Genomic DNA, 22,885 nt, shown 5'->3' with positions numbered 1-22,885 from the left:
AGATTAAGCTGCTTTTATGACAGCGGCCGCAGTACAACAACAGGCCGGAGTACAGGTACAGCAGCAACATGCTGCGCCCACTACGGGAGAATTTGAACTTCCAAAAAGGCTGTGTTTGGAGAACGCTTCTTCGATCGATTGCAAATCTCTTACTCCTAATTTTTCAGTACGAGGCGTATGATTTTTCCATGCCAACGCCACCAGATCTCCTTCTACTAATTTTTTAGCTTCATCAGTTAAAATACTTACATCATGACCCTCCAATAATTCCCCAATTGGAGTATTAAAGTCTTCGTAATTTTCTAATAAATTGCTCATTTGTTTAGGTTTAAGTGTATATAAATAATTTTCATAATGAAACTCTATGAGTTTCTTTCATAAATAGGAAGTCACCCTTTTATTGACTGGTTGTTAGAATTATATATTTTTAAGGCTATTTATTATACCAATCACCCAATCCATGTGGATACCTATGCTGGCCAAACAGAAGTCAGCCACCGGACAAATTTATCATGCGTCTCAATGCTGGCTTTCTGGAATTTTATTCAAAATTTCTCTATAGCTTACTTGGGCTACATCAAACAGGGGAAATCAAAATAGATACCCTATTTATAAAAAAAAGCGTAAAGGTTTTTTTCGCTTTTATTAAAAACCGGCTCGATATTCCAAACCGCACCTTTTTCAAAACCACATTAGCAATATAAAGATTATTTCATAAAGACGTATTTTTTATCTAAAAAAAACAGGAGAAATATAGTTATTCTATGTTATTACGGAAAAACACAGAATAAATGGCATTTTGAGTCAATTCTATATTCTGTTGTCGTTAAAAAATTCATTTCCCGGGGTTTTTAATTGAGGGAAAGCACTATGCTTCCGCAATTTCGGCTCTGCTTGTTCTTGCTTTTGCCCTCTTCGCTTATGATCATACTTTAAACACCCCTTCCAGTGCCTATTCCACATAATAGCCGGCATTAGCCAGAATTGATGCCTATAGCTCAAGGAAAGACACTTTGATCAATAGAAAACTTATATCCGCATATAGCCTATAAGCCAAAAGCAAACCCATTCAATTAGAATGCAGCTTTGGCCCATTCTTCCTAATCGCATTCTAAAATCTGGGTTTTAGCCGAAATGTATGAATGGTAAATATTCCAGGCTTTTAAAAAATGAATCATCCCGCTGTTTTTTCTTAACTTGGTATCACCAAAAAAAACAACCCAACATGCGGCCGGAATAAATCCCAAAGGTCTGGATCAAACAAGCCGCTGCGCCTGGCATTATTCAAAAAGAAAAAAATTTTCAGAAAACCCCTAAAAAATAACCAAATGACGATTAAAGAAATAAAAGAGGAGCTAAAAACATCTAATCATCCCATTGCAAAATCACTGCATCACGGAACAGGCTTTAAAGTACTCCTCATGGGGTTCCTTAAAGGGATGGTTTTAAAAGAACACAAAGCCCATACCGTATCAAAACTAACCGTTTTGGAAGGGGCGGTAATTTACAAAGAAGAAAACAGGGTTTTAGAACTAAAGCAATATGAGGAAGTAGACATTCCACTGGAAATTACCCATTCAGTGGAGGCAATGGAAGACAGCTTGTGTATTTTATCCCAAGGCGAATAATCGGATTGAGGTTTATCAATTAAATCCCCATCCGGCAGAAGAGTCTTGCAGCTAATCTCCTACTTTAACGATCATTTTGCCTTTATTTTTCCCCTCAAATAAATCCAGAAAGGCTTGCGGAATATTGTCGAACCCTTCTACGATGGTTTCGCTGGATCGTAGCTTTCCGTCTTTTAGCCAGGCAGCCAATTGCCGGGTTGCTGATGGGAATTTGGAAGCAAAATCGCCGATGATAAATCCCCGCATGGTCGCACTTTTGGTGAGGAGTATGGGCTGCAACCGGGGGCCCATTGGCACCTCTGTTTCGTTATAGAGTGAGATGGCACCGCAAACGGGCAATCGTGCGAACTTATTGATATTTGCCAATACCGCATCGGATATTTCCCCTCCCACGTTATCAAAGTAAACATCTACCCCATCAGGGCAGCTGCTTTTGATCGCCTTTTTCATATCCAGGGATGTTTTGTAGTTGATGGCATGATCAAAATGAAACGTAGAGGTAAGTAACTTTACTTTCTCATCATTGCCGGTAATGCCCACCACTTTGCAACCCAGCAATTTCCCGATCTGTCCGACTACGCTACCTACGGCTCCGGCAGCTCCGGAAACCACCAGGGTCTCCCCTTCCTTTGGCCTTCCAATTTCCATCAATCCCAAATAGGCGGTAAGCCCGGTCATTCCCAAAATACCCAAATAACTGGATAGTTTTGCCAGCTTAGGGTCTACCTTATTCAGGCCTTTGCCTGTGGAGGTCTGGAACTCCTTCCAGGCCAACATGCCAGAGACAAAATCTCCCTTTTTGAAATCCGGTAAATGGGAATCCACTACTTCGGCTATTATACCCGACTGAATCGGTTTGTTTAATTCGAAGGGTGGAATATAGGATTTCGCATCATTCATCCTGCCCCGAAGATAGGGGTCAACGGAAGCATACACAGTTTTTAGCAAAAGCTCCCCTTCCTCTGCGGTTGGAATTTCCTCATCAACCGTTTTAAAATTTTCAAGGGTTGGCTTTCCTTTCGGGCGTTTGTGCAAAAGTATGGTCTTATTCATAATTATCGAGATTTCTCCATAAAGTGACAAAAATGATACCGCAAGCAGGAAAAGCCCTGGAAATAATTGTTCCCCGATTATCATCTTGAATGTTGCATCAGGTAAAACCGAATGAAAAAGAGGCCAGGCGCCCCCTCCTTTTCACGTGTGAAATTTGGATTTGAATGGTTATGGATAAAGGCTTTGGCTAAAGCCAATTTTCCTTAAATACCTGGTTGCCCACAGCTAAAGCAGTGGGCAATTGATTTGGAGGATTTTTATTTCCAAATTCTGGATTGTAAAAAAATGCCTCAATAGGAAATAGCCCATTCCTATCATTGGTTAATCCATCAGCGCCACTACCCTGGCAGGTGCCGCTGATGCTCCGACGATTTTTAGGGGAAACACTGCTACTTTAAAACCTGTATAGGGCAGTGCATCCAGATTGACCAGTTGCTCCATATGACAATATTCTTTCTTCTTGCCTACCAAATGTGCTTCCCAGAACAATTCTGAATTCCCGCTTTCCTTTGCCTTTTTTGCCATATAGGGTAAAGGTAAATCCCAGCCCCACTGATCTATCCCCATCACTTTGATCCCCTGATCGATGAGCCATTCGGTAGCCTCGGCACTCATCCCGGTTCCTACTTTATGAAAGTTTTTCATGCCGTTATACTTATCCCTGCCGGTTTTGATCAGCACAATCATTCCGGGACGCAACTGCAAATTATTTTCTTTTAAAAAGCCTGCCCCGATTAGCACAAAAGCGGCGTATATATGAATATTTCCTACAAAAGGATGTCCCGTAACCTTTCCGACAAGTGCAGGAAAGATTCATGGTATCAAACTTAAAGGCTTGTTCCAGCTATGAGAAGTAAGTAAATCCAGAGAAATCTAATGAGTTGGCAATGTTAACTGCCCGGGAGTCTTTTGGAATGCGCTGATACTGCTTTTATGGCTGAAAAGTTTACTTTAGACAAACCCCAGGCGAGCACCAGGCCGGAAATCATATCCCAAATGCCCCACCATCCGGCGATAATGGCCATGCCTCCCAGTCCATCAAAAAAGTTGAAGATCAACACCAAAGCAATGCCTGAATTTTGAACCCCCGTTTCTATGGTGATCGCTTTTTTGTCCGCCAGAGATAAGCCAAAAAGCTGTCCGAGGCCATATCCTGCTCCATAAGCAAGGGCATTGTGCAAAAGCACAATGAGAATAATGAAATGAATGTATTCCAGAAAAATATGAAAATTAGCAGCAAAGGCACCCACGATAAAGGCGATAAAAATAAGCATGGAGAGGATGCGGATCGGCTTGCGGATGGCAGCAATTAATTTGGCGAAATAATGATTGAGCAACATGCCCAGCAGCAAGGGAATGCCCACGATCAGCAGTATGGTTTCCAGCATATCCATAAAACTGATGTTAATCTGAGGTAAGGAAGTTCCGCCGCTCAGGTACAGATTTCCCCAGAAGGTAAAATTGGCCGGTGTAGCGATCACGGCTGCCAGGGTGGCAATGCTGGTCAGGCTTACGGATAAAGCCCCATTCCCACCGGCCATCACGGATAACAAATTGGATAAGTTACCTCCTGAGCAGCTGGCTACCAGGAGCATACCCAAAGCTACACTGGGAATAGGGTCAATGAAAAAAATCAGCAAATAGGTCAACAAGGGTAAAGCCAGGAATTGGGCAATTAACCCAATAATTAAACTTTTAGGCTTTTGCCATACCTTTTTGAAGTCGGTTAGACTTAACTCTATGGCTACGCCAAACATGACCAGACCCATGCAGATATTCAGCAAGAGCAAGCTCTCCCGGTTAAAATTCAGCCTGATCTCATCTAGTATTTCCATGGTGTTTAGCTGTTCTGTTTAAAGGTTCTGATAGCAATGGCTTCATTTTTTCCGGCTCTACTATTTACTGTACACCCAGGTATGCTGGTGCCAGGCTTTTCCAAAAAATGGCAAATCAGGCTTCCGAGACACAAAATTACTTATATTCAGGCAATCTGCTAATAATTTTTACCCGCAATAGTCTTGCAGGCTAGAAATTATGGAAATAATTCTGAAGATGAGATATCCAATTATTTTTTTAGCCCCGGCAAAACATAAGGAGGCGTTGGTTAAAAACACGCTTCCTCAATAGACCTAACATATTAAAAAGCAGAAATAGGGATGATAATTGGTTTTTTGTATTATATTGTGATGTAAAATTTTCATTTTTTAATGGATAATGGTGAGTTGAAGGTTATTTTTGGTGTTTTAACGTATTTTTATTGTACTTTTGGCCCCGATTCGCTGCGCTGCTCGGGACAGGCTTTGATCCAAAATTACCAAACCTGCCTGCCGGCAGACAGGAAATCAAGACAAAAAAATCCTTCCCCCCGCAATCCTCCCGCACCCCCGGTTTTTTGTCTGGCCAGCGCTCTTTTTGTTTTAAATCCTATTCCTTCTTTATTTTAAAGATTTTTTAGGGTTTCTTCTTTACCAAAAATAGCTGATTCAATTTCGTCACCGCTAGGCTTAGCATTTGGAAATTATACAAATCAGGATAATATTGTTTATTTTTCAATAAGCTGGTTTACAGATATTTAACAAAAGTGTCATCGATAGGAATGCGGCTTTAGCCGAATTGAAAAAAATTGTGAAATTTGGATTGGAAGGGTTATGGATAAAGGGTTTGGCTAAAGCCAATTTTCCATAAATACCAGGTTGCCCACAGCTAAAGCAGTGGGCAATTGATTATAAAAATTCTGATTCCCAATGGATACTCTTCAATAGGAAATAGCCCATTCCTTAGAATTGAATAACAAACCATGGGCTTTAGCCAAAATGGATGGACGGAAAATCTATAAGGGCATCCATAATCCGAACGGTATTCTTCATCCTGGCCAGTACGACAGAAAATCCTCAGATATTAAGGCTATAATGCATGATCAGGGGCTCTTTTCGGGGGATGGACAAGATGGGGTAAATAATCCTTGTTTTTACCCTCCAGGGTGACATTGGATTAAAACGCTTTAACCTGACTTTTGTGTAATAGCGCTTGCCTTCGCTAAATAGCACTTTTACAGAAGCGGTATTTTTACGGATCTTCAATTTGGTAATGGTACCGCTTATGGGAGTGTCACATCTTTCCGATTTTAACACCACATTTCCCTCGCCAAAAGAATAATACCCGGATTTACCGTACAGCACAAAACTCGTGGTATCCACCCCACCATAATCTGCCATATACCTGCCCACAATGGAGTCAGCCAAAACGGTATGCACTACCCTGCTGGATGGGCTTTGTGCAGAAATGACGAGGGGTAGAAAAAATAAATGCAAAATAATCAGGTACTTCATGATAAAATTTTATTTAGGAATAAAATCACATAGATGGTTTTACCATCTAAATAGTTATTGCGAACAATATAGTTGGTTTTATTGGAAATATCGTGGAAATCGGAAAAAAACCCCAAATGTACATCAAGAGCAGCTGTTATTTGTTTGAATGGCTCGTCCTGATCATCTTTTCGCATAGCTCGGTAATAAATCGGAAATAACATTATTGCCCAAAAATCGCTCACTTGCCATATTTATTTTATCATTTAACCAACTCTTCTTCAATAGGAATGCGGCTTTAGCCCATCCCCTGAAATAGCATTACCTATCCCGGCTTAAGCCGAATTGGATAAAATTGTGAAATATGGATTTGAAGGGTTATGGATAAAGGGTTTGGCTAAAGCCAATTTTCCATAAATGCCAGGTTGCCCACAGCTAAAGCAGTGGACAATTGAGGGAAAAAATCCTTTTTTTAAATGATTATTACTCAATAGAAAATAGCCCATTCCGAAATGTTTGAACAAGCACTCCTGGCTTTAGCCAAAATGGATGAACGGAAAATTTATAGCGGTATACATAATCCGGGATGAATATTATCGGGAATGGGACGATCGTTTGGGAAGCGGCCAAAAAGAAACATTGATGTTGGCGGCTGACATTTTTTCACTTAATTATTTTTTTCTAATAGTGTCAACTGCTGCTACCCAATCCTCAATAGGTTTATTCAAATCCGGAATAACGTCTTTGTCGGTAATTCCCACTCCAAACGTTCTGAATAGACTTTCTAATCCTTTTGCTCCGCCTGGCGTCATAGTTCCAAGTATTTTTCCTTTATACCCACCTGTGTTTTTAAAACTATGTTCTACATGTGGCGGTACACTAATAAATGCTCCTTTTTTACATTTTATTCCTTTGTTCATATCTTCAACGTAAAATATGAATTCGCCTTCAAGTATATAAAATGTTTCAGCTTCCGGGTGTGAATGAGGTTCAACATATGCTTTTGGGGGCAATTCTGTTTCACATATCATAAAGTTATCATTGGTCTGGTTTGATGACACTTTAAAAGTCATTAGTCCAATACGAAAAAGTACTTTCTCGCCCTCGTCTGCTTGAAGTATTATCGGTTTCCAATTTTTATTCCTTTCATTCATTTCCCGAAGCTCTCTTTTTTGTTGCCGCCAACTCGTTAATCTGTTAAACAAAGAGATACAATTCCATCCCAGGTGTGATAAATCTGAATACCTTATTGACACTGACCAAAAAGAATCAACTGCACCAAATCTCCCATATTTTCTTTGCACTTTCAAATTAATCATTTCGGACAAGATGGCAAGCGGCATATTACCATTTTTTTTATGGCACCTTTGCCTGTATCACCTAAAAAAAACATTCCAGAATATAGCACTTTGTAATTCCCAGGCCTAACTTAATCAATAGGAATGCGGCTTTAGCCCATTCCTATTAAATAAAATTTCACCCCCTCCCGGGCTTTATCCGAAATGAGAAAATTGTCTTTTAAATGGTGACTGGTTTTTTACAACGGTGGATGTCAGCTTTATAGCGTCAATCTATGTTATTTTCAATAAATGCAATCATTTCTGATGCCTTATTTACCACTTTTACAATTGTACCATTTTTATCTACTACTATATGCGTCGGATAGATTTGCAGGTTTAATTCTTTTTCTAAAAAATCTCTTTTTTCCGGAACCACCTGATATTTGAAAGGCCTTTTTAATAGGAACCTTTCTAATTCGGGTTTGGCATCCAATGCCAGGCTAATAAAAACCATATCGTCGTCATTTTCATGATCTTCAACAATCCTATTAAGTTCAGGAAACTCAGCAATACAGGCCGTACATCCAATAAACCAGGTTTTAATAAGGATGGTTTTACCTTTGGTGTTTTCATTGTTGTAGTGCTGGCCATTCAAATCTCTAAAATCAAATTTGGGAAAGGTTTTACCTTCCATTTTGAAGTGCTCGAGATTGGTGGTAGAGGCATTTTTTATGGTACTTCCAATACCCTTATCAGCTAAAGCGTCTAATTTGTACAACTTATAGGTTTCTATTTTAGATTTTAACTTTAAAGGAATAAAATCCCCGGAAGTTAATTGTTCTAAAAATTGCTCTTTTTGGATTGTGTCGGATTTTTCATTTAAACCTATAAAATTCGATGATAAGGAGATGTTAGCTGAATGATAAGTCCACCATTGGCTGATATCAGATTCAATTTTATTGATAGTTACTTTTGGATCAAGCTTATCCACTTTACCGGATATTAAATTCTCTTCTGTTTTTTCCTTACAGGCGGAAAATAGAAGGGGAAGAAGTAATAGTAGAATTATTTTGCGTTTCAATTATGGCCAATTTTTTATTTTATCAAATGTTTTTCCCTTAACTGTTCTCTAATCTTTTCAAATTCTTCCTGGTCAATCACATCAATATTTTTTAAGTATTTCAAGTTGTTCAATTGGTCTTCAAAACTTAAGTCTGGATCGAAATGAGTTAATTCATCCTTCAGTCTTCTCCTCGTTCGCTCTCTAATTTGGTCAATAAAGCCCTTAACGGTCTTTTCATCTGGACTATTGATGAAGAAAGTCAATATTTTATCTCCTCCAGCTAAAACATATTGAGATACAAAGTATTTCTGAATACTCCACCAAATTACAGTTCCCCACATAAAACACCCTAAAAGAAAGAAGAATGCCAATTTATAATCGGTTCCATCCGTAAAAGCCTTAAATGTCAAAAAGACCGTCAATATCAATAGTCCGCCAAAAAACACAACATTGCCAATTCCTTCTCTCGATTTAACCTTAACCAAGTCAAGTCCGAGTTCATTGTATCTGGCTTCCCATTCTTTATCATCAAATACAGACTTTTCTACAATCAGAACTTTTCGGTCAGTAAGCTCAAAAGTCTTATTTGACAAATAATATTTCTGTTTTAGTGTTGTCATTTTTCAAATTAGCCACAAATTGCCTATCTGTTTACCAATGGAATATAAATCCGGCAAAAACTTGTTGTCCCTCTAAACCCTATTGTTACTTAGCAAGATTCACCAATAACTACAAACCTCCTCTTCTTTCCGCTTTCAAATTAATCATTTCGGACAAGATGGCAAGCGGCATATTAACATTTTTTTGAATGGCACCTTTGCCTGTATCACCTAAAAAAAAAAAAACATTCCAGAATATAGCACTTTGTAATTCCCAGGCCTAACTGAATCGATAGGAATGCGGCTTTAGCCCATTCCAACTGAAAGCATTTCAAAATCATGGGCTTTAGCCAAAATAGATAAATGGCAAAGATTCCATCTTACAAAGCTTTTAATATGTTATAACCTCAAAACCTGCCCGACGAAGTCATTCAAGCGGTCGAAACCTACAATCCAGTGAACTGGGGCAGAGCGTTATGAAATGGTTCACCGCGGCGATTCATTTTAACAACGAGCCGGGATGAATAGAAGCTACAGCCTGTCCCGATTCATCGGGAAGAGCCGTACCCCGAGTGGTGTGTGAGCCGCTCCCCGTCAGAGGAATCTGGCGGGGCCGTCTATACTATTACCAACTGGCATTTATTCGATTTCAATTACTTAGGTTTCAATATAGCACTAATTTTTGTTTTATCAGGGTCGGCAATCTTCCCATGCGATTGGGCAGGTATACTCTTTGGCAAGTTTTGGTTTGCGCTTTGGCTCGTGCGATTTGACAATGTGTATGACTGCGAATCGTAGGCATTTATCATATTTTACTCTGTCATTGGTTTTATCATTCTTTCAATAAATGCTATTTCTTCTTCATTCAATCCATATTTCGTATAAAGCTGCTGGTCAATTTCAGGTATAGACTTATTCCAATCAATGTCTGACTTTTGAGAGAAATCTTGAAGTGGAACCCAAGAATACATTGGACGGAGAGCATCTTGGGTAATTTTTCTCAATGAAACAAGGTGCCTAAAAAAATTCGTTTTATAATAAGATTCAACATTTTGTGCCTGCTTTTCGCTTTCTACAAAGAAAGCCAAGAATGTCTGTGATGCAACAGATGGCTTTATACTTACCCAAGGCTTGCCCAGTACAGAGTCTGGTATTTTTTGACCACCATCCGAGCCTGCTTTAGGAACAAAAACCTTCCATTTATCAATAAGATGTTTGTTTTTTCTTATTAACTCTCTGGGAACAAAACCTATATCACGTTTACCTGAACGAACGTAATATAGAGCTATATCTCCTGGTTGTTTTTGTTTATGAAAGCCATCAAAGTTGGTAGCAATTCCAAAGGGAGTGTCTGCTGTTAGAATCTCCATAATTGATGGTTCATCTGCTCTTATGACTTTTCTCAAAATTTCAACGGCTAAAGGGTGTCGTACAAAAACATCAAATTCATCCAGCTGCCGAAATGATGAAGCTTTATCTTCTCCACGTATCACAGAGACTTCACATTTGTCATTGTAATCACCAGACCAAAGAAAATAACTAATTCCCCCCTTAACTTCAACATTAGGAAAAACCTCTCTGGAAACAGGAAAGTCAATTAGCTTTATAATATTATTGGAGCTAAGCATTTCTTGTCGAAAATCCCCAAGTCCTCGACCTCCTGCTAACCAGCGAGATGGGGTTATCATAGACAGATATTTAGGTTCTATTTTTTTACCCATTTCAACAAAATGATGATAAATTGAAGAGTCACTTGTTCCTCCTGCGCCACCTTTTATTTGATACGGTGGATTACCTACAATGGCATTGAATTTCATATTATTAATATTTAATTCTTTACGATAAGTATTGCCTTTTTTAAGACGTTTTACAAAATTTCCTGTTTTGTTTGTTATCTGATTCACTATGTCTTCGAAAGCGTGCATATTTAACTTACCATCTCTAAAACCAATTAAGGTACGTTTGGTAATAGCTTTTGCCATTGGGGTTTTACAGATAACAAAAATATTTTCTACTACTGTTTTATTCCAAAGTTCCAATTGTTGCCTAATGGTTAAAGTATTTGGTTCTTTATCGGGATATATTTCTGCCACACGCTTTCGAAAAATACTGTAAGTAACATAAAGCGGATAAAGACCTGATTTTGAATTTATTTCTAATATTTTAGCATCGGAAGAAAATACATTTTCGGTTACTTCACCCTGCAATACAAAACGAGGTTCATCGATGGTTTTCTCCCGATTTTCATCTAAAAACACGTAACCTCCTAAGCAATCGCCTAAGTGCATGTTTACCACTCGCCAAGGAGTCAAAACGGTTTCTTTGTCGGGATTCCTGAAAGTGCCAAATATTGAAGTTATCCGTTCTATGCGTTCTTCAATCGTAAGTTGGTCAGCGGCTCTGGCAAGCGCCCTAATTCGTTTACCTGCCGCTCGAAAAACATCGGGTTCGTAATATTTTTTGAATTTCAAAAAGGTTGGTTTATCAACTCCTTCGGGCATGAACTCTTCCCACGATTGGTCGTCAACTAATTCGGTAAAGTTGTCAATAGAAATTTCAGTTTCCTCGTTTATTACATCGGCTCCATAAATAAGCAAAGGCATACGGATAGAAATTCCACGAAGTATTGAGATGGCACTATCACGGTTTTTCTTTTTATCTGATTTTTCAGCTAGCAATTGTTTTTCTTCCTCGCTCAATTCTGTTTTCTTTTTTTTCTTAGCTGTTTCAAGCTGTTTGTATTCTTCATCAGTAAATCCTTGCTTATTTACATCAATGTCGCCACTTTTGGGCATTGCCTTGGTGCTTCCAATAATCTCTTTAAGTCCGTCAAATTCTTCTAATTCCACCGACTCTAATTTCATCAGTTGGTCGTTGTTGTATAAATAGCCATCTTCAAAACCATTTCGAACTACACGTTCAACATACACTTTTTTAAGCTGCTCGAGCATGCCGTTAACATCGTAGCTGAGCATCTGCGAACCATGCACCGCTATTATTGGGCAAAAATTGAGGAATTCACCCATTAATTTACGGTCTTCGCCTGAGGTTTTGCCCGCCTTTGCAGACACTTTTGCTGTTTCGGCAATCACTTTTAAAGTCCGGTCGGGTGCAAAATCAAAAACAAAACATTCCTCTTTCACTTTTCCGTTGATTGTTGCTGGTGTTTGTACTCGGAAAATAGTCTGCATATAAGAAGATGCTGCTGTATTATGCGAACCCGAAAGCATAAAAACTGCCGTCCATGCCTTTACCGATACCCCTGTAGTCAACCTACCGCAAGAAAGTGTAATAGTATAAGTTTCATGTGGTTTATCTGTAATTGCACTTTCGACCTTTTTAAGTGCCTCTTCTTTGGTTTGTTCTTCATCGCCTTCTCCTGCTACATTAACAATTTTGAATTGCCCGAAAACAGGATGAGATTGAAGCATTCTACTTAATGCTTTTGCTTCTTTTACACCAGGAACCATCCACAGTGAATGGCGAAAATTATCACGATATTCATTGGTGGAATAAGGATAATTACTTTCTACATCGTGCTTACAAATAAGATTTAAAAATGAAAGCACATCCTTGCAGTGAATAAAACCTCCAGTTTTATCCACTCTAAAAAACTCACGGAAATTAAAAGCTACTTCTTCATCAATAAAACCTACAACAAGTTTACCTATATCGTACGTGAAGATATTTAATTTTGGAAGTGATGCATAAGGGTTTGGGTCGCCAAAGTGGACTTTGTCCCAGTCAGCCTTTGCTTTTTGCTCCATCACATAATCCCATGTATATATTTCTTCTTCTTTGTAATTGTCGAGCAAATTAAATGGTGTGCCAGATAAATGTAAAATTTTGGTATTTGTTTTTTTTAATTCTCTCAATACAGCCTTACCAAGCTCTGTCTGAGTGCCTTCGTGTGCTTCATCAACAATAATGAAATCCCAAATTGTTGAAAAAATCTCGTCGTTTTTGTCAAAGTTTCCGCCTACGAGTTCTGAGCCCCGTAAGTCTTGCATTGAAGCAAAATAGACATATTTTGTTTCCCCTTTTTTGAATAGATTTTCTAATATATCAAAAGTATTTCCTTGATTTTTTGAACCGTAGGTATATTCAGGTAAATCGTAAAATATTTTTCCGAAATCTTCAAACCAACCTTTATCAACAACAGGTCGGTGGGTTAAAATAAGTGTTCTGTTAAACAAATGTTCCTTTGCTACCTGAAGTGCCGATAGGGTTTTTCCGAAACGCATTTTAGCAAACCAAAGCATTTCACTGCTCCTTTTAAATTGCTTTTTTGTTCTTTCGATGGCGTCTAATTGTTCCGGTCTGAAAACAATAGGATTTTGGGATATTGTAATTTCCCTGGACTGTAGTGAATCTTTTCCCTCTTTTACAGCAGATATTGCCTTTTTAACGGTATCTAGGTCGGTTTCAAACCATTCATTGGCTTTATTTTTTTTATCAAAAGTTTTTCTTTTAATACCTGAACGCAATAAAACATTGTGAACCTCAGCATCAGAAAATGCTTTAATTGTTCCTTTTTCAGCATAAACAGATACTTCTGTATAAAGTAAATCATATGCAATGCCAGCTGTTAGAGTATATTGGTCGATGCGTGCTTTTGCAGCTCTGTTTAACGCCTTACTATTTGGTTCTAATCCCCAAATATTTTCATTGTCAGAAGTTGCTTCACCAACTTTTAAGCAGCCCTCGTGTGCCTGGTCATTAATTCGAAACACATAAATCAATTTAAGCTTTAGCGATGATGTGAATTTCATTATCTCATGTTCTTTAACAAATCAACAAACCTAATCTTTCGGCCTTTTTTTCCGGTTGTTAAATCCTTGTTAGACCAGTCTTTAATTAAACAATAAGTACCGTTGTGTCTTAAAATATTATTATCCATGCAACCCCTGCAAAAACTACTTTCAGTTTTTTTATTTCCAAAAAGATCTATATCAGTTATTGTAATTTCCCCACATGTATTTGGAACAACACCTTTTAACCCATCCATTTGCCAAACATTCCATGAAATAATATAGGCAATATATTGAATTGACTTTAATAAAGGTTCTTTTCCAAATTTCTCTTTATAGTTATCAATAAATGTAACAAGCATTGCTTCTCTTGCTATTAATAAGCTATCGCCATGAAATTCGAAACCATACGTATTTTTATATGCCATTTGGGTCCATTTAAGCCATTCACCAGTACTTTCAACATTTTCACTAATAACTCTGAGTTTTCTGTCTAATATTCCAATACGGTTTTCAACCGGAATGAATTTACCAGTTGTAGTATCATATCGACTTGTAATATATGGTGCTTCTCCACAAGCCATTTCAAGCCGTGTATCTTTTACATAATCTCTCCACGTTTTATTCTCGGGAAAAATTACTATATCCTTGTTGATATTCCATTTAAATCCGTTTGACTTTTTTAATTCTGTATTAAAAACATTCTCTCTACCAAACCAAGCATTATCGATTAGATTATTTTGAGCATTGCAAATCCATGAAGGTGTAAACACTTCTGCCATGTCCCTTGACCTGCTTTGTTGAAGTAAAATATCTTTCTGAACTCTCGGCATTATAATACTACCATTTTTACCTGTAATTAGCTCAGGTAAGATTTGGGCATCAAAATGATAGTCTTTGCCTAAATTCTCATAATCATCGGTAGCCCAAAAGATATTTTTATGGGTTGTATGGTCACGTAAAAGTATATCAAGCACTTCAGGATATTGCTTAAGTATTTCATTTTCCAATATATCTATATCAGTTTGCACTTAATCGTTTTCTTAATTTGATATTAAAAATTACCTTACTTCTATTTCAAGGATATTAGAAATTTTATAAAGTAATTCAGATCTGGGTTGTTGTAAGTTCTTTACATAACCAATCACCATATTGTAATTTTTTCTAAGTTTATCAGCCAACCATTTCTGTTTGATTCCCTTTTCTTCTAGTACTTCCTTTATTCGGTTAATTTTCGTACAAATTTCAATTACTAAAATACTTTTATTTTTTCCATTTCTTGTTATTCAATATAATTTCTGTCAGTTTAATTGTGAATCTGTGTGCGTCGGCAAAAATTACACTCTTTGGCAAGCATTGGTCTGAGCATCGGCTTGTGGCGCTTGACAATGTGTGCAATGTGCGTAGGCTATCATTTTCTTGCGGGTCGGCAAAAAAAAATCTCATCAAGTTTGCGCTGTTGTTTCTTTTTTTGGGCTTGTTGGTAACGGTGGCAATATGCGGAGCCTGGGATTTCAAAACACTCTCCTACCAAATCGCTGTGATTTTGAGTCAATGTGCAAAAGCTCAAATTGGCTACGTCCCTCAGCTTACGTATATTACGTGTTATGGCCAGTAATTGTTTAATTATTTGACTTTAGTAAATTAATAAACATAGTATAATCCAGTCCTTTCCAAGACTTTTCTTTTCGAAGTTCATATTTAAAACTTTTTTCATTAAAATCTTCAAGTAAACTATCTGGAAATACACCTTTTACATTATCCTGTAATGCTATAAACTCTGAAATATAATCAGTTTTTTGTTTGAAAACATTGGATAGTTTATTGTTAAAAGATGCTTTTGATTTGAAATCATCTTGGGTAAAATCTGCAAAATCACCAGAATACGGAACAATACAAACAAAAAATCGTTCTCCTTTTTCACCATAGTTCTTACCTTGGTCAGGTGTTAGTAAAACGGAATTTTTATTTACAGAAACAGATTTCAATTCAATATAAAATTCCCTATCGGTATTTGGATAAATAATAAAATCTTGTTTACCATCTTTATGTTCATAATGCTTTCTGCCTATTTCAAAATCTAATAAACTTATAAATAGTTTCTCGAAATGGTCACCTATTTTTCTATTCTTTGCGTCACGCTCTTCCTTTTTACGAATGCTTTCCAAATATTTTTTACCATATTTTAATTTTTCTTCAAGGTCATCGTCTGATGCTATTTCTTTCTGTCTCTCTAATGAAACTTTTCCAGTACGATTTAGCTCTAATAGATGAGTTAAATTTTCACTCTCCTTTTCATCAATGATTGTCTGAAGAATATTTTTTTTATGTGAATTTTTAAAATAATTACGTTTTAAATTGTGTTTAGATATCCAATTTTGAAGTTTAGATAATTTTCTTTCAATATTCTGTTTTTCTTTTACTTCTTTATCTTCAAGGGTATTACCATTCTCAGTTTTCTTAATATATTTAGAATGTATATCAATTAATTCTTCAAGCTTTTTAATTATTTCATCTGCAATTGATTCTTCTGTTATAAAGTCCTCTTTTTTCAATTTTTCTAATTCCGTAAATGATTTTTTAAGAAGCTTATCTTTATATTTCTTATTACTGGAATAATAGAAATCCTCATGTATTAATAATAAATCTTCATCAATTTCCTTTTCTTCAAACCCAACGTCTTTTTTCAAATTTTTAAGTAAGGAAAAATTTTTAGACCTTGATGGAATAATTGGAAAATCTTCTTTCCCAGCAGATAGATTTAATAGATTTATTTGTTTGAAATCAATTACTAAAAAGTTATAAAATTTATTAAGCCATTCTATTGTTTGAGCTTCTAATGTTTCTATGTTCTCATCTGTAATTTCAATATCTATAAGCTCTTGAATAAACTGGGAAAGATTTATTGAGTTTGAAATTTTTTTTACTAAGTCTTCAACTCCTATTTTTAAAATATTTTTATCTTCCCAAAGAATATTTAACCAATTATTGTTATCCGATTCAATTGGGATAGAATTTTTATAAAGGTCACAGGTGTAATTATAGAAACTTGAAAAAATTACATCAGGCTCTTCCGTTTTAGAAAAATCTTCTTCGGGGAAGTAGATAATAGTTTCACTGTTTTCATCAATGATTGATTTCCTATCCTGTTTGTTGGATGATATATCAATAAGCTTTGTTTTTAAAATGTCAGTTCTTAAATTATTTATCAGTTTGTCATAAAACACATAATCTATCCACTCGTGATTATTGTGTTTTATATATTTCGTATTTAAAATATTATATATATACTCACCATCGGCAGAAACTGTAGAAATAAAAGATAGAAATAATTTATTTCCTATCTCAAGTAGTCCTTGATTACTTTTATCCTGTTCTTTTAAATTAATACCATGACGTTTTTCAAGTGGACGAAAATTTTTTGAATTTATGATTGTCGGATAATTAAATGCATCGCTTCCTACCAAAGGATATCTACAAAATAATGTCGTTAGATTACTTTTAAATTTTTTAGAATAGCGATTTCTTTCATCACAAAACTGCAGACAATTATTAACATTATGTACCCTCCATGCTAATTGAACATCATTTTCGTCAGATTTTATTAATGCAACTGTCCTTTTAACTGATTTATGATTTCCTATTTTTACAGAAGTACTGTATAATTTAATGTTTTTTATGAATTTTTCAAATCCGTTATTAATTATTTTAGTTATAAATCCGCAATCATCTATTTCAATTTCTTTTATTTCTTGGTTAAATGCAAAAACATACGGTATCATAAACAAAATAGCTTCCAGCCCTGTTTTTAGCGTTTTTTTATATTTATTATCATCTGGGATGTAATATGTGAAACGTGCAATTGGTTTGTTTAAAATATCAGTGTTATCAGATTTTGATTGTTCATAATTATGAAGAGAGTTTATAATTCTGATTTTGTTTAATTTTATTGACAGCTCATCTTCTTTTAGAATTTCACTTCTATCAAGTGTGGTTTCACTATAAAATTTACTACCAGTTGAATCTTCACAAATGCCTTCAACCTTTATAATAGGAGATAAGCAATGTGTTGATAAAAAACCTGTGCCAAAACGTCCTCCATTATCTGTCCCGCTAAACTGTTTTCCTGAGCCAGGTCTAAAAAAATTCTCAAAGTCGTCTAATTCATCAATATCTTTGGATGGCTTAAAAGTACCACCAGTATGTTCAAATTCTAATTTTTTAAAGTATTCGATTTCATTTGAATTCGTTCCTTCAGAATTTTTTTTTCGAATCTTTACCTTAATTGAAATTTTATCATCTTTATTTTCAAGTGTATCAACTGCATTTTGTAAAAGTTCCCAAAACCATCTTCGACTTGAATTCTCACTCTCAAGTGCTTCTTTATATTTGGTGTAAGTTTTTTCCCAGATACTTCTTGCTTCTCCACGGTGTCTTTTTATTATTTCATCATTCAAATTCAATTCGTTAATAATTTTTTCTACATGTAATGAAACATCATCTTGCGTTTCTGTTGAGGCTGTCTCCATATTTATTGTTTGTTTATTTGTGCAGTTGTTTTATTGGCCATAACTCAAATTTATCCCTGACCGAACCAGGGTTATCCAACAGCGATCTGGGGAATATCCCTGATATGTCAACACTTTCATTGAGGGTTTAATAATACTAAATATTTCTTTAATGACCAGCAAAAGCAGTTTTTTATCTTCTTGCTTCAATTATACACCGGCAGACACAGTATGTACCATAAATCCACGATATGACGCGAAAAAATGCGCTTTCACGCTACTTTGGGTCTGTAGCACAAGCTTCTACTCCAGCTTCTACCCTATTTTTCGGTAAAACAACAACATTTTGCTGGTACAGCCTGATTGCCAGATTGCAGAAATTCATCACCTACCGTCCGAATCCTGACTACAGGTGAGGATTTACAGCTTATTTTCTTTGGAAGATGGGGATCCGCCTAACATAAAGGTACTTTCAAAGCCCCTAAAGGCTGCTCCGAACCGCAACAGGGTACTTAATAAATGGACGCCCGGACTAAAAACTGACAAGCCTCGACCAAAAACTGACAGGCTTGAATATAAAAAATTCAAAGTTTCGGTTCCGAAGTCGGCTTTTGAAGCTAAAAATTGTAAATTTTTGTAAAAAACTGACTACTCTCCTTTCCATAAAAATTCAGCACTGACATTTTTTCCGAAATTTGAGTTTAAAATACAAATATTTGCAGTTGAAATTTATTAAAAAGTTAATTTCAGTAAAGGATAGGTAGTTTTGGGAGATGGGACCTCTGTCTCTTCAATTGCCAAAGGCCACTATAGTATAAAATCTGTAAATTTACACTTGTTTAAAAGAGAAGCCAGGCATCTATCCAGCCCGGATCTTTTGATGGAGCATCCTATAAACTAGCATTAAGGTTTGGTAAGGCAGCGTTCTAAATGAACCAGATAATTTGAAGGATGTAAAACTGATTTGAAAAAACATTCCTATTTTAACCCTAAAAATATAGCAAATGATTTTAAAATACCGCATTACCGGAATAGTCCTTCTTCTATCCTCCCTAACGCTAAAAGCCCAAAGCGAATTCTCCTTTGTACAGATGTGCGATACGCAGCTGGGCATGGGAGGCTATGCGCATGATGTGAAAACATTCCGGCAGGCCGTAAAACAGATCAATGCGCTGGATGCTGATTTTGTGGTCATCTGCGGAGACCTGGTGAATGATGCCAGCGACAGCAGCTATGCGGATTTCAAAAGTATCCGGGAGGGCTTTACCCTTCCCTCCTACCTGGTGTCCGGTAACCATGACGTGGGCAATGTCCCCAATGATACCAGCCTCCAATACTACCGCAAAACCATCGGAAAGGATTATTACCGGTTCAGGCATAAAAAACATGCCTTTGTCGTGACCAACACCCAGCTATGGAAAGTACGGGTGGAAAACGAATCGGAAAAACACGACCAATGGGTGAAAAAGACCATCAAAAAACAAAAAAAAGAACAGTACCCTACCTTCGTACTGGGTCATTATCCCCTGTATACCGAAGATCCGGAGGAAGCCGATCACTACTACAACCTGCCGGACACCACCCGGAAGCAGTTGCTGGAATTGTTTGTGGATAACAATGTGGCGGCCTACCTGTCCGGCCATACCCACAAGCTGACGGTCAACCAATACCGGCAGATACAAATGGTAAGTGGGGAAACCACCAGCAAGAATTTTGACGAGAGGCCCATGGGCTTCAGGCTTTGGCAGGTTTCGGCAGATACCATCAAACACCATTTTGTACCTTTAGAACTGCCAAAAGAGGATTAAACCACCAAAAATGTATTTGGCAGGCTTTCAAATGCGGCTTATTAAAAAAAATGGATCATTCCCTTTAACTTTCCGGAAAACTATCTTATTTTTAGTTGGTTATATTTCAATTTTTGCTCCTCTGTCAAAATCCATAGCTGATGAAAACCTCCTTCCTTGTACTTTTGGTTGTAGCGTTTAATTGCCTCCCACTAGCCGCACAGTGTCCAAAAAAAATCGTGAAGTGGGTAGAGCAGGTCAGCCTGGATTACCCGGGAATAGACATGAACCAGGCCAGTGCAGCAGAGATGAAGCGCATCATTTACAACATGTACTCGGACAAATATTTTGTACCTGTATTTAAAAAAAGCATAGCCGAGGTATCGAAGAAAAATCTGGAATACATTGTCAAAGCGGGTTATTTTGCCGGCTGTACCAGTACCATTCCCGGAAACTTATTTGAATTCTCTGCCCCTGCTGAAAATGCATTGGGGAAAAACAGAAATATCAGTGCCAATAATATGCGGGACTTCAGCTATGAAGTGGTCAAGGCAAAGGCAGGCGAACTGAGAAATATCAGAAAAGAAACTGCTGCCCTGGAAAAGAAACTAAAAGAGGAAAAAGCATCTCCTGACTTTGATTTCCTGGTGGATTGGGATCGATCCCTGAAGTCCCGGTATGCCCATTTGTTGATGCCTGCTGAAATCACTTCGCTCACAAGGCTGATCAGCCAACATACTCAGAAAATAGCCAATGATCAAATTGGCTTTGCCTTAGCGAAAGTCAGTATACTTGATAATGTTTATGCTTCACTCAATCCCCTGCTTTCCTTTGTTGCTGATAATGGCAGGTATTATTCCTATCTCCATGAGTCTGACAAAAAGAAAGTCGATGAGGCGATAAAAAATAAAACAGGTCAAATCCTGGATGCTTGCGTAACGGCAGATATAAAGCCATTGCCTTCCATGCAGATAAGAGAACTGAATGCCTTTTTTGAATCCTTTAACAACAAGTACCAGCGGGTATTCAATGCCGATCAGGTAAGAAAGGCGAATCAGGAAATCATTGCGGCTAAGGTGGCTTTGGTCACGAAGGAAAAAAGCGAATTGTTGAGCAAGATTCAATCTGCAGAGAGTGCCGCTGACCTGACCCAACTGGAGTCGTTTTATCTTTCTCATATCCAATACTCGGATAACCTGCAAGTAAGTGGTCTGTACCAGATTATGGCAGATCGGAAAGAAGAAATCCGGCAAGAGAACATCCGCCGTGAAATAGCCAGAAAAGAAGCCATCAAACGGCAGCAGGAACAAGCCGAAAGAGACCGGCTACTGGCCGAGGCTGAAGCCCTGAAACAACTCGGATTTGATTTCAACACCAATGGCTTGCAACATAGTGCCCTGTTTTTGAATATTTTTAAGGGCAATTTTGTAGACATTCCCTTCAACAGGGACGAAATGAATTTTGGAACATTGATTTCGGAATACATGTATCATTATGCGCGCACCTGCTCCTCCAACCTGCCTGACAACCGTGTACAGATCTATGAAGACCAGTGCAAAACAGAATCTGTCACTACCAATGGATTTGGGGTGGAAGTCAGTCGCTATTGTGTAGATTGGGTGAAAGTACCTACGGGTTTGTATGCCGATCCCAATGTATACCAGGCCTATTCTCTGGTACAAAGCATTTTGGACAGGGATACCTTCAAGCATCTGGGCAAAATGCTGACTCAGATGGCCAGTGGGGATGGCATACAGGCCATGACAAGTATGGTAGGAGATGCACTATCCATGAAAGCAGATCTGGCAGAACTCGTCAGGTTAAATGGCTGTGGCAATAAGGCCATGAAGAGATTTGAGGAAAACCTGATCCGTTTTGCCAATAACCAGGCCGCTTTAACAATAACCGGCGAGGTGGCGGGCAATGAAGTGGACTATAACCTGCCCCAAAACTTCAAGATCCTGATCGAAGACCTGATCTTTGAAAACTCAAAAAGCTGGGCCATGAACAAGTTTATCCGCAACAGTGTCGCGGGTGTCAGCGTCACGGCCAGGGATTCCCAAAACCGACCCAGTAACATGTCTGCCAGCTACCAGTTTGAAGGGCTGTTTGGCAGGCAACAATATTCCGTTAAAATTTCCTTCAGGGATGGGGTTCCGGACTGCCTGTATTTTCAGGATTATCCGAATACCTGCCGAACAGCCGACAGAAGGATAGTGGCTGCCTTCAGGGAAGGCAAATACATTGCCCGGTAAAGCTGGTAATGTGAAATTCTGCTGCAGTTTTGTTCCGTATACTTGCCTTTTCTGAGTTAGGTCAATAGAAGATTTCAATGGGAATACCAACTTAAAAGGCATTGTTATTTAATACCATGCAGAAAAAAATCGCCCTTTGTCCCCCTTTTTAAAGGGGGATTTTGTCTGCGATCCTTTGCCCGTGTGCGATACCCAAATGATAAACCGATGGACCGGGTCATGTCATTAGGATCAGTTACAATTCAAAATCGCACACCCCCCTTGACAAAATGACTAAGGGATCTCACAATTGAATTACAAGCTTTTCAAAGCTCATATGAAATGAATGTTTTCGAAAGAAAATCCCCCTGTGTCCCTCCGCCGCGGCGGAGGGATTTCGGATACGAGGAATTAACGGTTTCGTTTTTGATTAAAAACCTGTAAATCAATGTATGTAAAAAAATCGCCCTCCTGATTTCTGCCTTTTTATAATGTTAGGTCTACTTATGAAGTGAATGAAAACGTAGACCTTAATAAAAAAGAAAATTGACATTTAATTACGCAAAGAGCGCAGGCCCGACAAAAAACCGGGGGTGCGGGAGGTATGAGGGAGGAAGGATTTTTTTGTCTTGATTTTTTGGTACTTTTTGATCAAGCAAAAAGTACAATAAAAA

The 22,885-nt window shown here is 37.6% G+C and carries 16 protein-coding genes; 4 read left to right on the top strand and 12 right to left on the bottom strand.

What is annotated here, in order from left to right:
- Nucleotides 1-3 precede the first annotated feature (3 nt).
- Complete coding sequence (locus HUJ21_RS11660) at nt 4-318, bottom strand: hypothetical protein (RefSeq protein ID WP_291369947.1); 315 nt, start codon at nt 316-318, stop codon at nt 4-6.
- A 1,010-nt stretch (nt 319-1,328) separates the two neighbouring features.
- Between HUJ21_RS11660 and HUJ21_RS11655 the strand changes: the two genes are divergently transcribed.
- A complete protein-coding gene (locus HUJ21_RS11655) occupies nt 1,329-1,628 on the top strand; it encodes a hypothetical protein (protein ID WP_291369945.1) in 300 nt (99 codons plus the stop codon).
- 51 nt (nt 1,629-1,679) lie between these two features.
- On the opposite strand, the gene HUJ21_RS11650 is transcribed toward HUJ21_RS11655, so the two are convergent.
- From HUJ21_RS11650 to HUJ21_RS11600, 11 genes are all read right to left on the bottom strand, one after another.
- Nucleotides 1,680-2,687 (bottom strand): NADP-dependent oxidoreductase, encoded by a 1,008-nt coding sequence (locus tag HUJ21_RS11650; protein ID WP_366483688.1) that lies wholly within the window; start codon nt 2,685-2,687, stop codon nt 1,680-1,682.
- A gap of 315 nt (nt 2,688-3,002) precedes the next feature.
- Complete coding sequence (locus HUJ21_RS11645) at nt 3,003-3,422, bottom strand: cyclase family protein (protein ID WP_291369941.1); 420 nt, start codon at nt 3,420-3,422, stop codon at nt 3,003-3,005.
- Nucleotides 3,423-3,571: 149 nt separating this feature from the next.
- On the bottom strand, nt 3,572-4,516 hold the full coding sequence (locus HUJ21_RS11640; protein WP_291369939.1) for a bile acid:sodium symporter family protein: 945 nt from the start codon (nt 4,514-4,516) through the stop codon (nt 3,572-3,574).
- Between the two features lie 1,056 nt (nt 4,517-5,572).
- Nucleotides 5,573-6,010: a hypothetical protein gene (locus HUJ21_RS11635; RefSeq protein ID WP_291369937.1), complete on the bottom strand. Its 438-nt coding sequence runs from the start codon at nt 6,008-6,010 to the stop codon at nt 5,573-5,575.
- Between the two features lie 650 nt (nt 6,011-6,660).
- Entirely contained in the window at nt 6,661-7,332 is a 672-nt protein-coding gene (locus HUJ21_RS11630) for a cupin domain-containing protein (RefSeq protein ID WP_291369935.1), read from the bottom strand.
- A 223-nt stretch (nt 7,333-7,555) separates the two neighbouring features.
- Nucleotides 7,556-8,350, bottom strand: a complete 795-nt coding sequence (locus HUJ21_RS11625) for a TlpA disulfide reductase family protein (RefSeq protein ID WP_291369933.1) — start codon at nt 8,348-8,350, stop codon at nt 7,556-7,558.
- Between the two features lie 14 nt (nt 8,351-8,364).
- On the bottom strand, nt 8,365-8,952 hold the full coding sequence (locus HUJ21_RS11620; RefSeq protein WP_291369931.1) for a hypothetical protein: 588 nt from the start codon (nt 8,950-8,952) through the stop codon (nt 8,365-8,367).
- A 791-nt stretch (nt 8,953-9,743) separates the two neighbouring features.
- Nucleotides 9,744-13,703, bottom strand: a complete 3,960-nt coding sequence (locus HUJ21_RS11615; protein WP_291369929.1) for an Eco57I restriction-modification methylase domain-containing protein — start codon at nt 13,701-13,703, stop codon at nt 9,744-9,746.
- Nucleotides 13,703-14,713 (bottom strand): hypothetical protein, encoded by a 1,011-nt coding sequence (locus HUJ21_RS11610; RefSeq protein WP_291369927.1) that lies wholly within the window; start codon nt 14,711-14,713, stop codon nt 13,703-13,705. The genes HUJ21_RS11615 and HUJ21_RS11610 overlap by 1 nt, the downstream gene beginning before the upstream one ends.
- 30 nt (nt 14,714-14,743) lie before the next feature.
- Complete coding sequence (locus HUJ21_RS11605) at nt 14,744-14,905, bottom strand: helix-turn-helix transcriptional regulator (RefSeq protein WP_291369986.1); 162 nt, start codon at nt 14,903-14,905, stop codon at nt 14,744-14,746.
- Between the two features lie 399 nt (nt 14,906-15,304).
- The gene (locus HUJ21_RS11600) at nt 15,305-18,211 is read right to left on the bottom strand and encodes a hypothetical protein (protein ID WP_291369925.1); all 2,907 of its coding nucleotides are present in this window, start codon (nt 18,209-18,211) and stop codon (nt 15,305-15,307) included.
- Nucleotides 18,212-18,441: 230 nt separating this feature from the next.
- Between HUJ21_RS11600 and HUJ21_RS11595 the strand changes: the two genes are divergently transcribed.
- The 3 genes from HUJ21_RS11595 to HUJ21_RS11585 all read left to right on the top strand — a co-directional run bounded on the left by HUJ21_RS11595 (nt 18,442) and on the right by HUJ21_RS11585 (nt 22,232).
- Entirely contained in the window at nt 18,442-18,606 is a 165-nt protein-coding gene (locus HUJ21_RS11595) for a hypothetical protein (RefSeq protein ID WP_291369923.1), read from the top strand.
- 588 nt (nt 18,607-19,194) lie between these two features.
- On the top strand, nt 19,195-19,998 hold the full coding sequence (locus HUJ21_RS11590; RefSeq protein ID WP_291369921.1) for a metallophosphoesterase: 804 nt from the start codon (nt 19,195-19,197) through the stop codon (nt 19,996-19,998).
- Nucleotides 19,999-20,138: 140 nt separating this feature from the next.
- Nucleotides 20,139-22,232 carry a hypothetical protein gene (locus HUJ21_RS11585; protein ID WP_291369919.1) on the top strand — a complete coding sequence of 698 codons (2,094 nt, stop codon included), beginning with the start codon at nt 20,139-20,141 and terminating at the stop codon, nt 22,230-22,232.
- Nucleotides 22,233-22,885 lie beyond the last annotated feature (653 nt).

The sequence above is a fragment of the Cyclobacterium sp. genome (genome assembly GCF_014762705.1).
Taxonomy (GTDB): Bacteria; Bacteroidota; Bacteroidia; order Cytophagales; family Cyclobacteriaceae; genus Cyclobacterium.
This window is presented reverse-complemented; position numbering and strand designations above follow the sequence as displayed.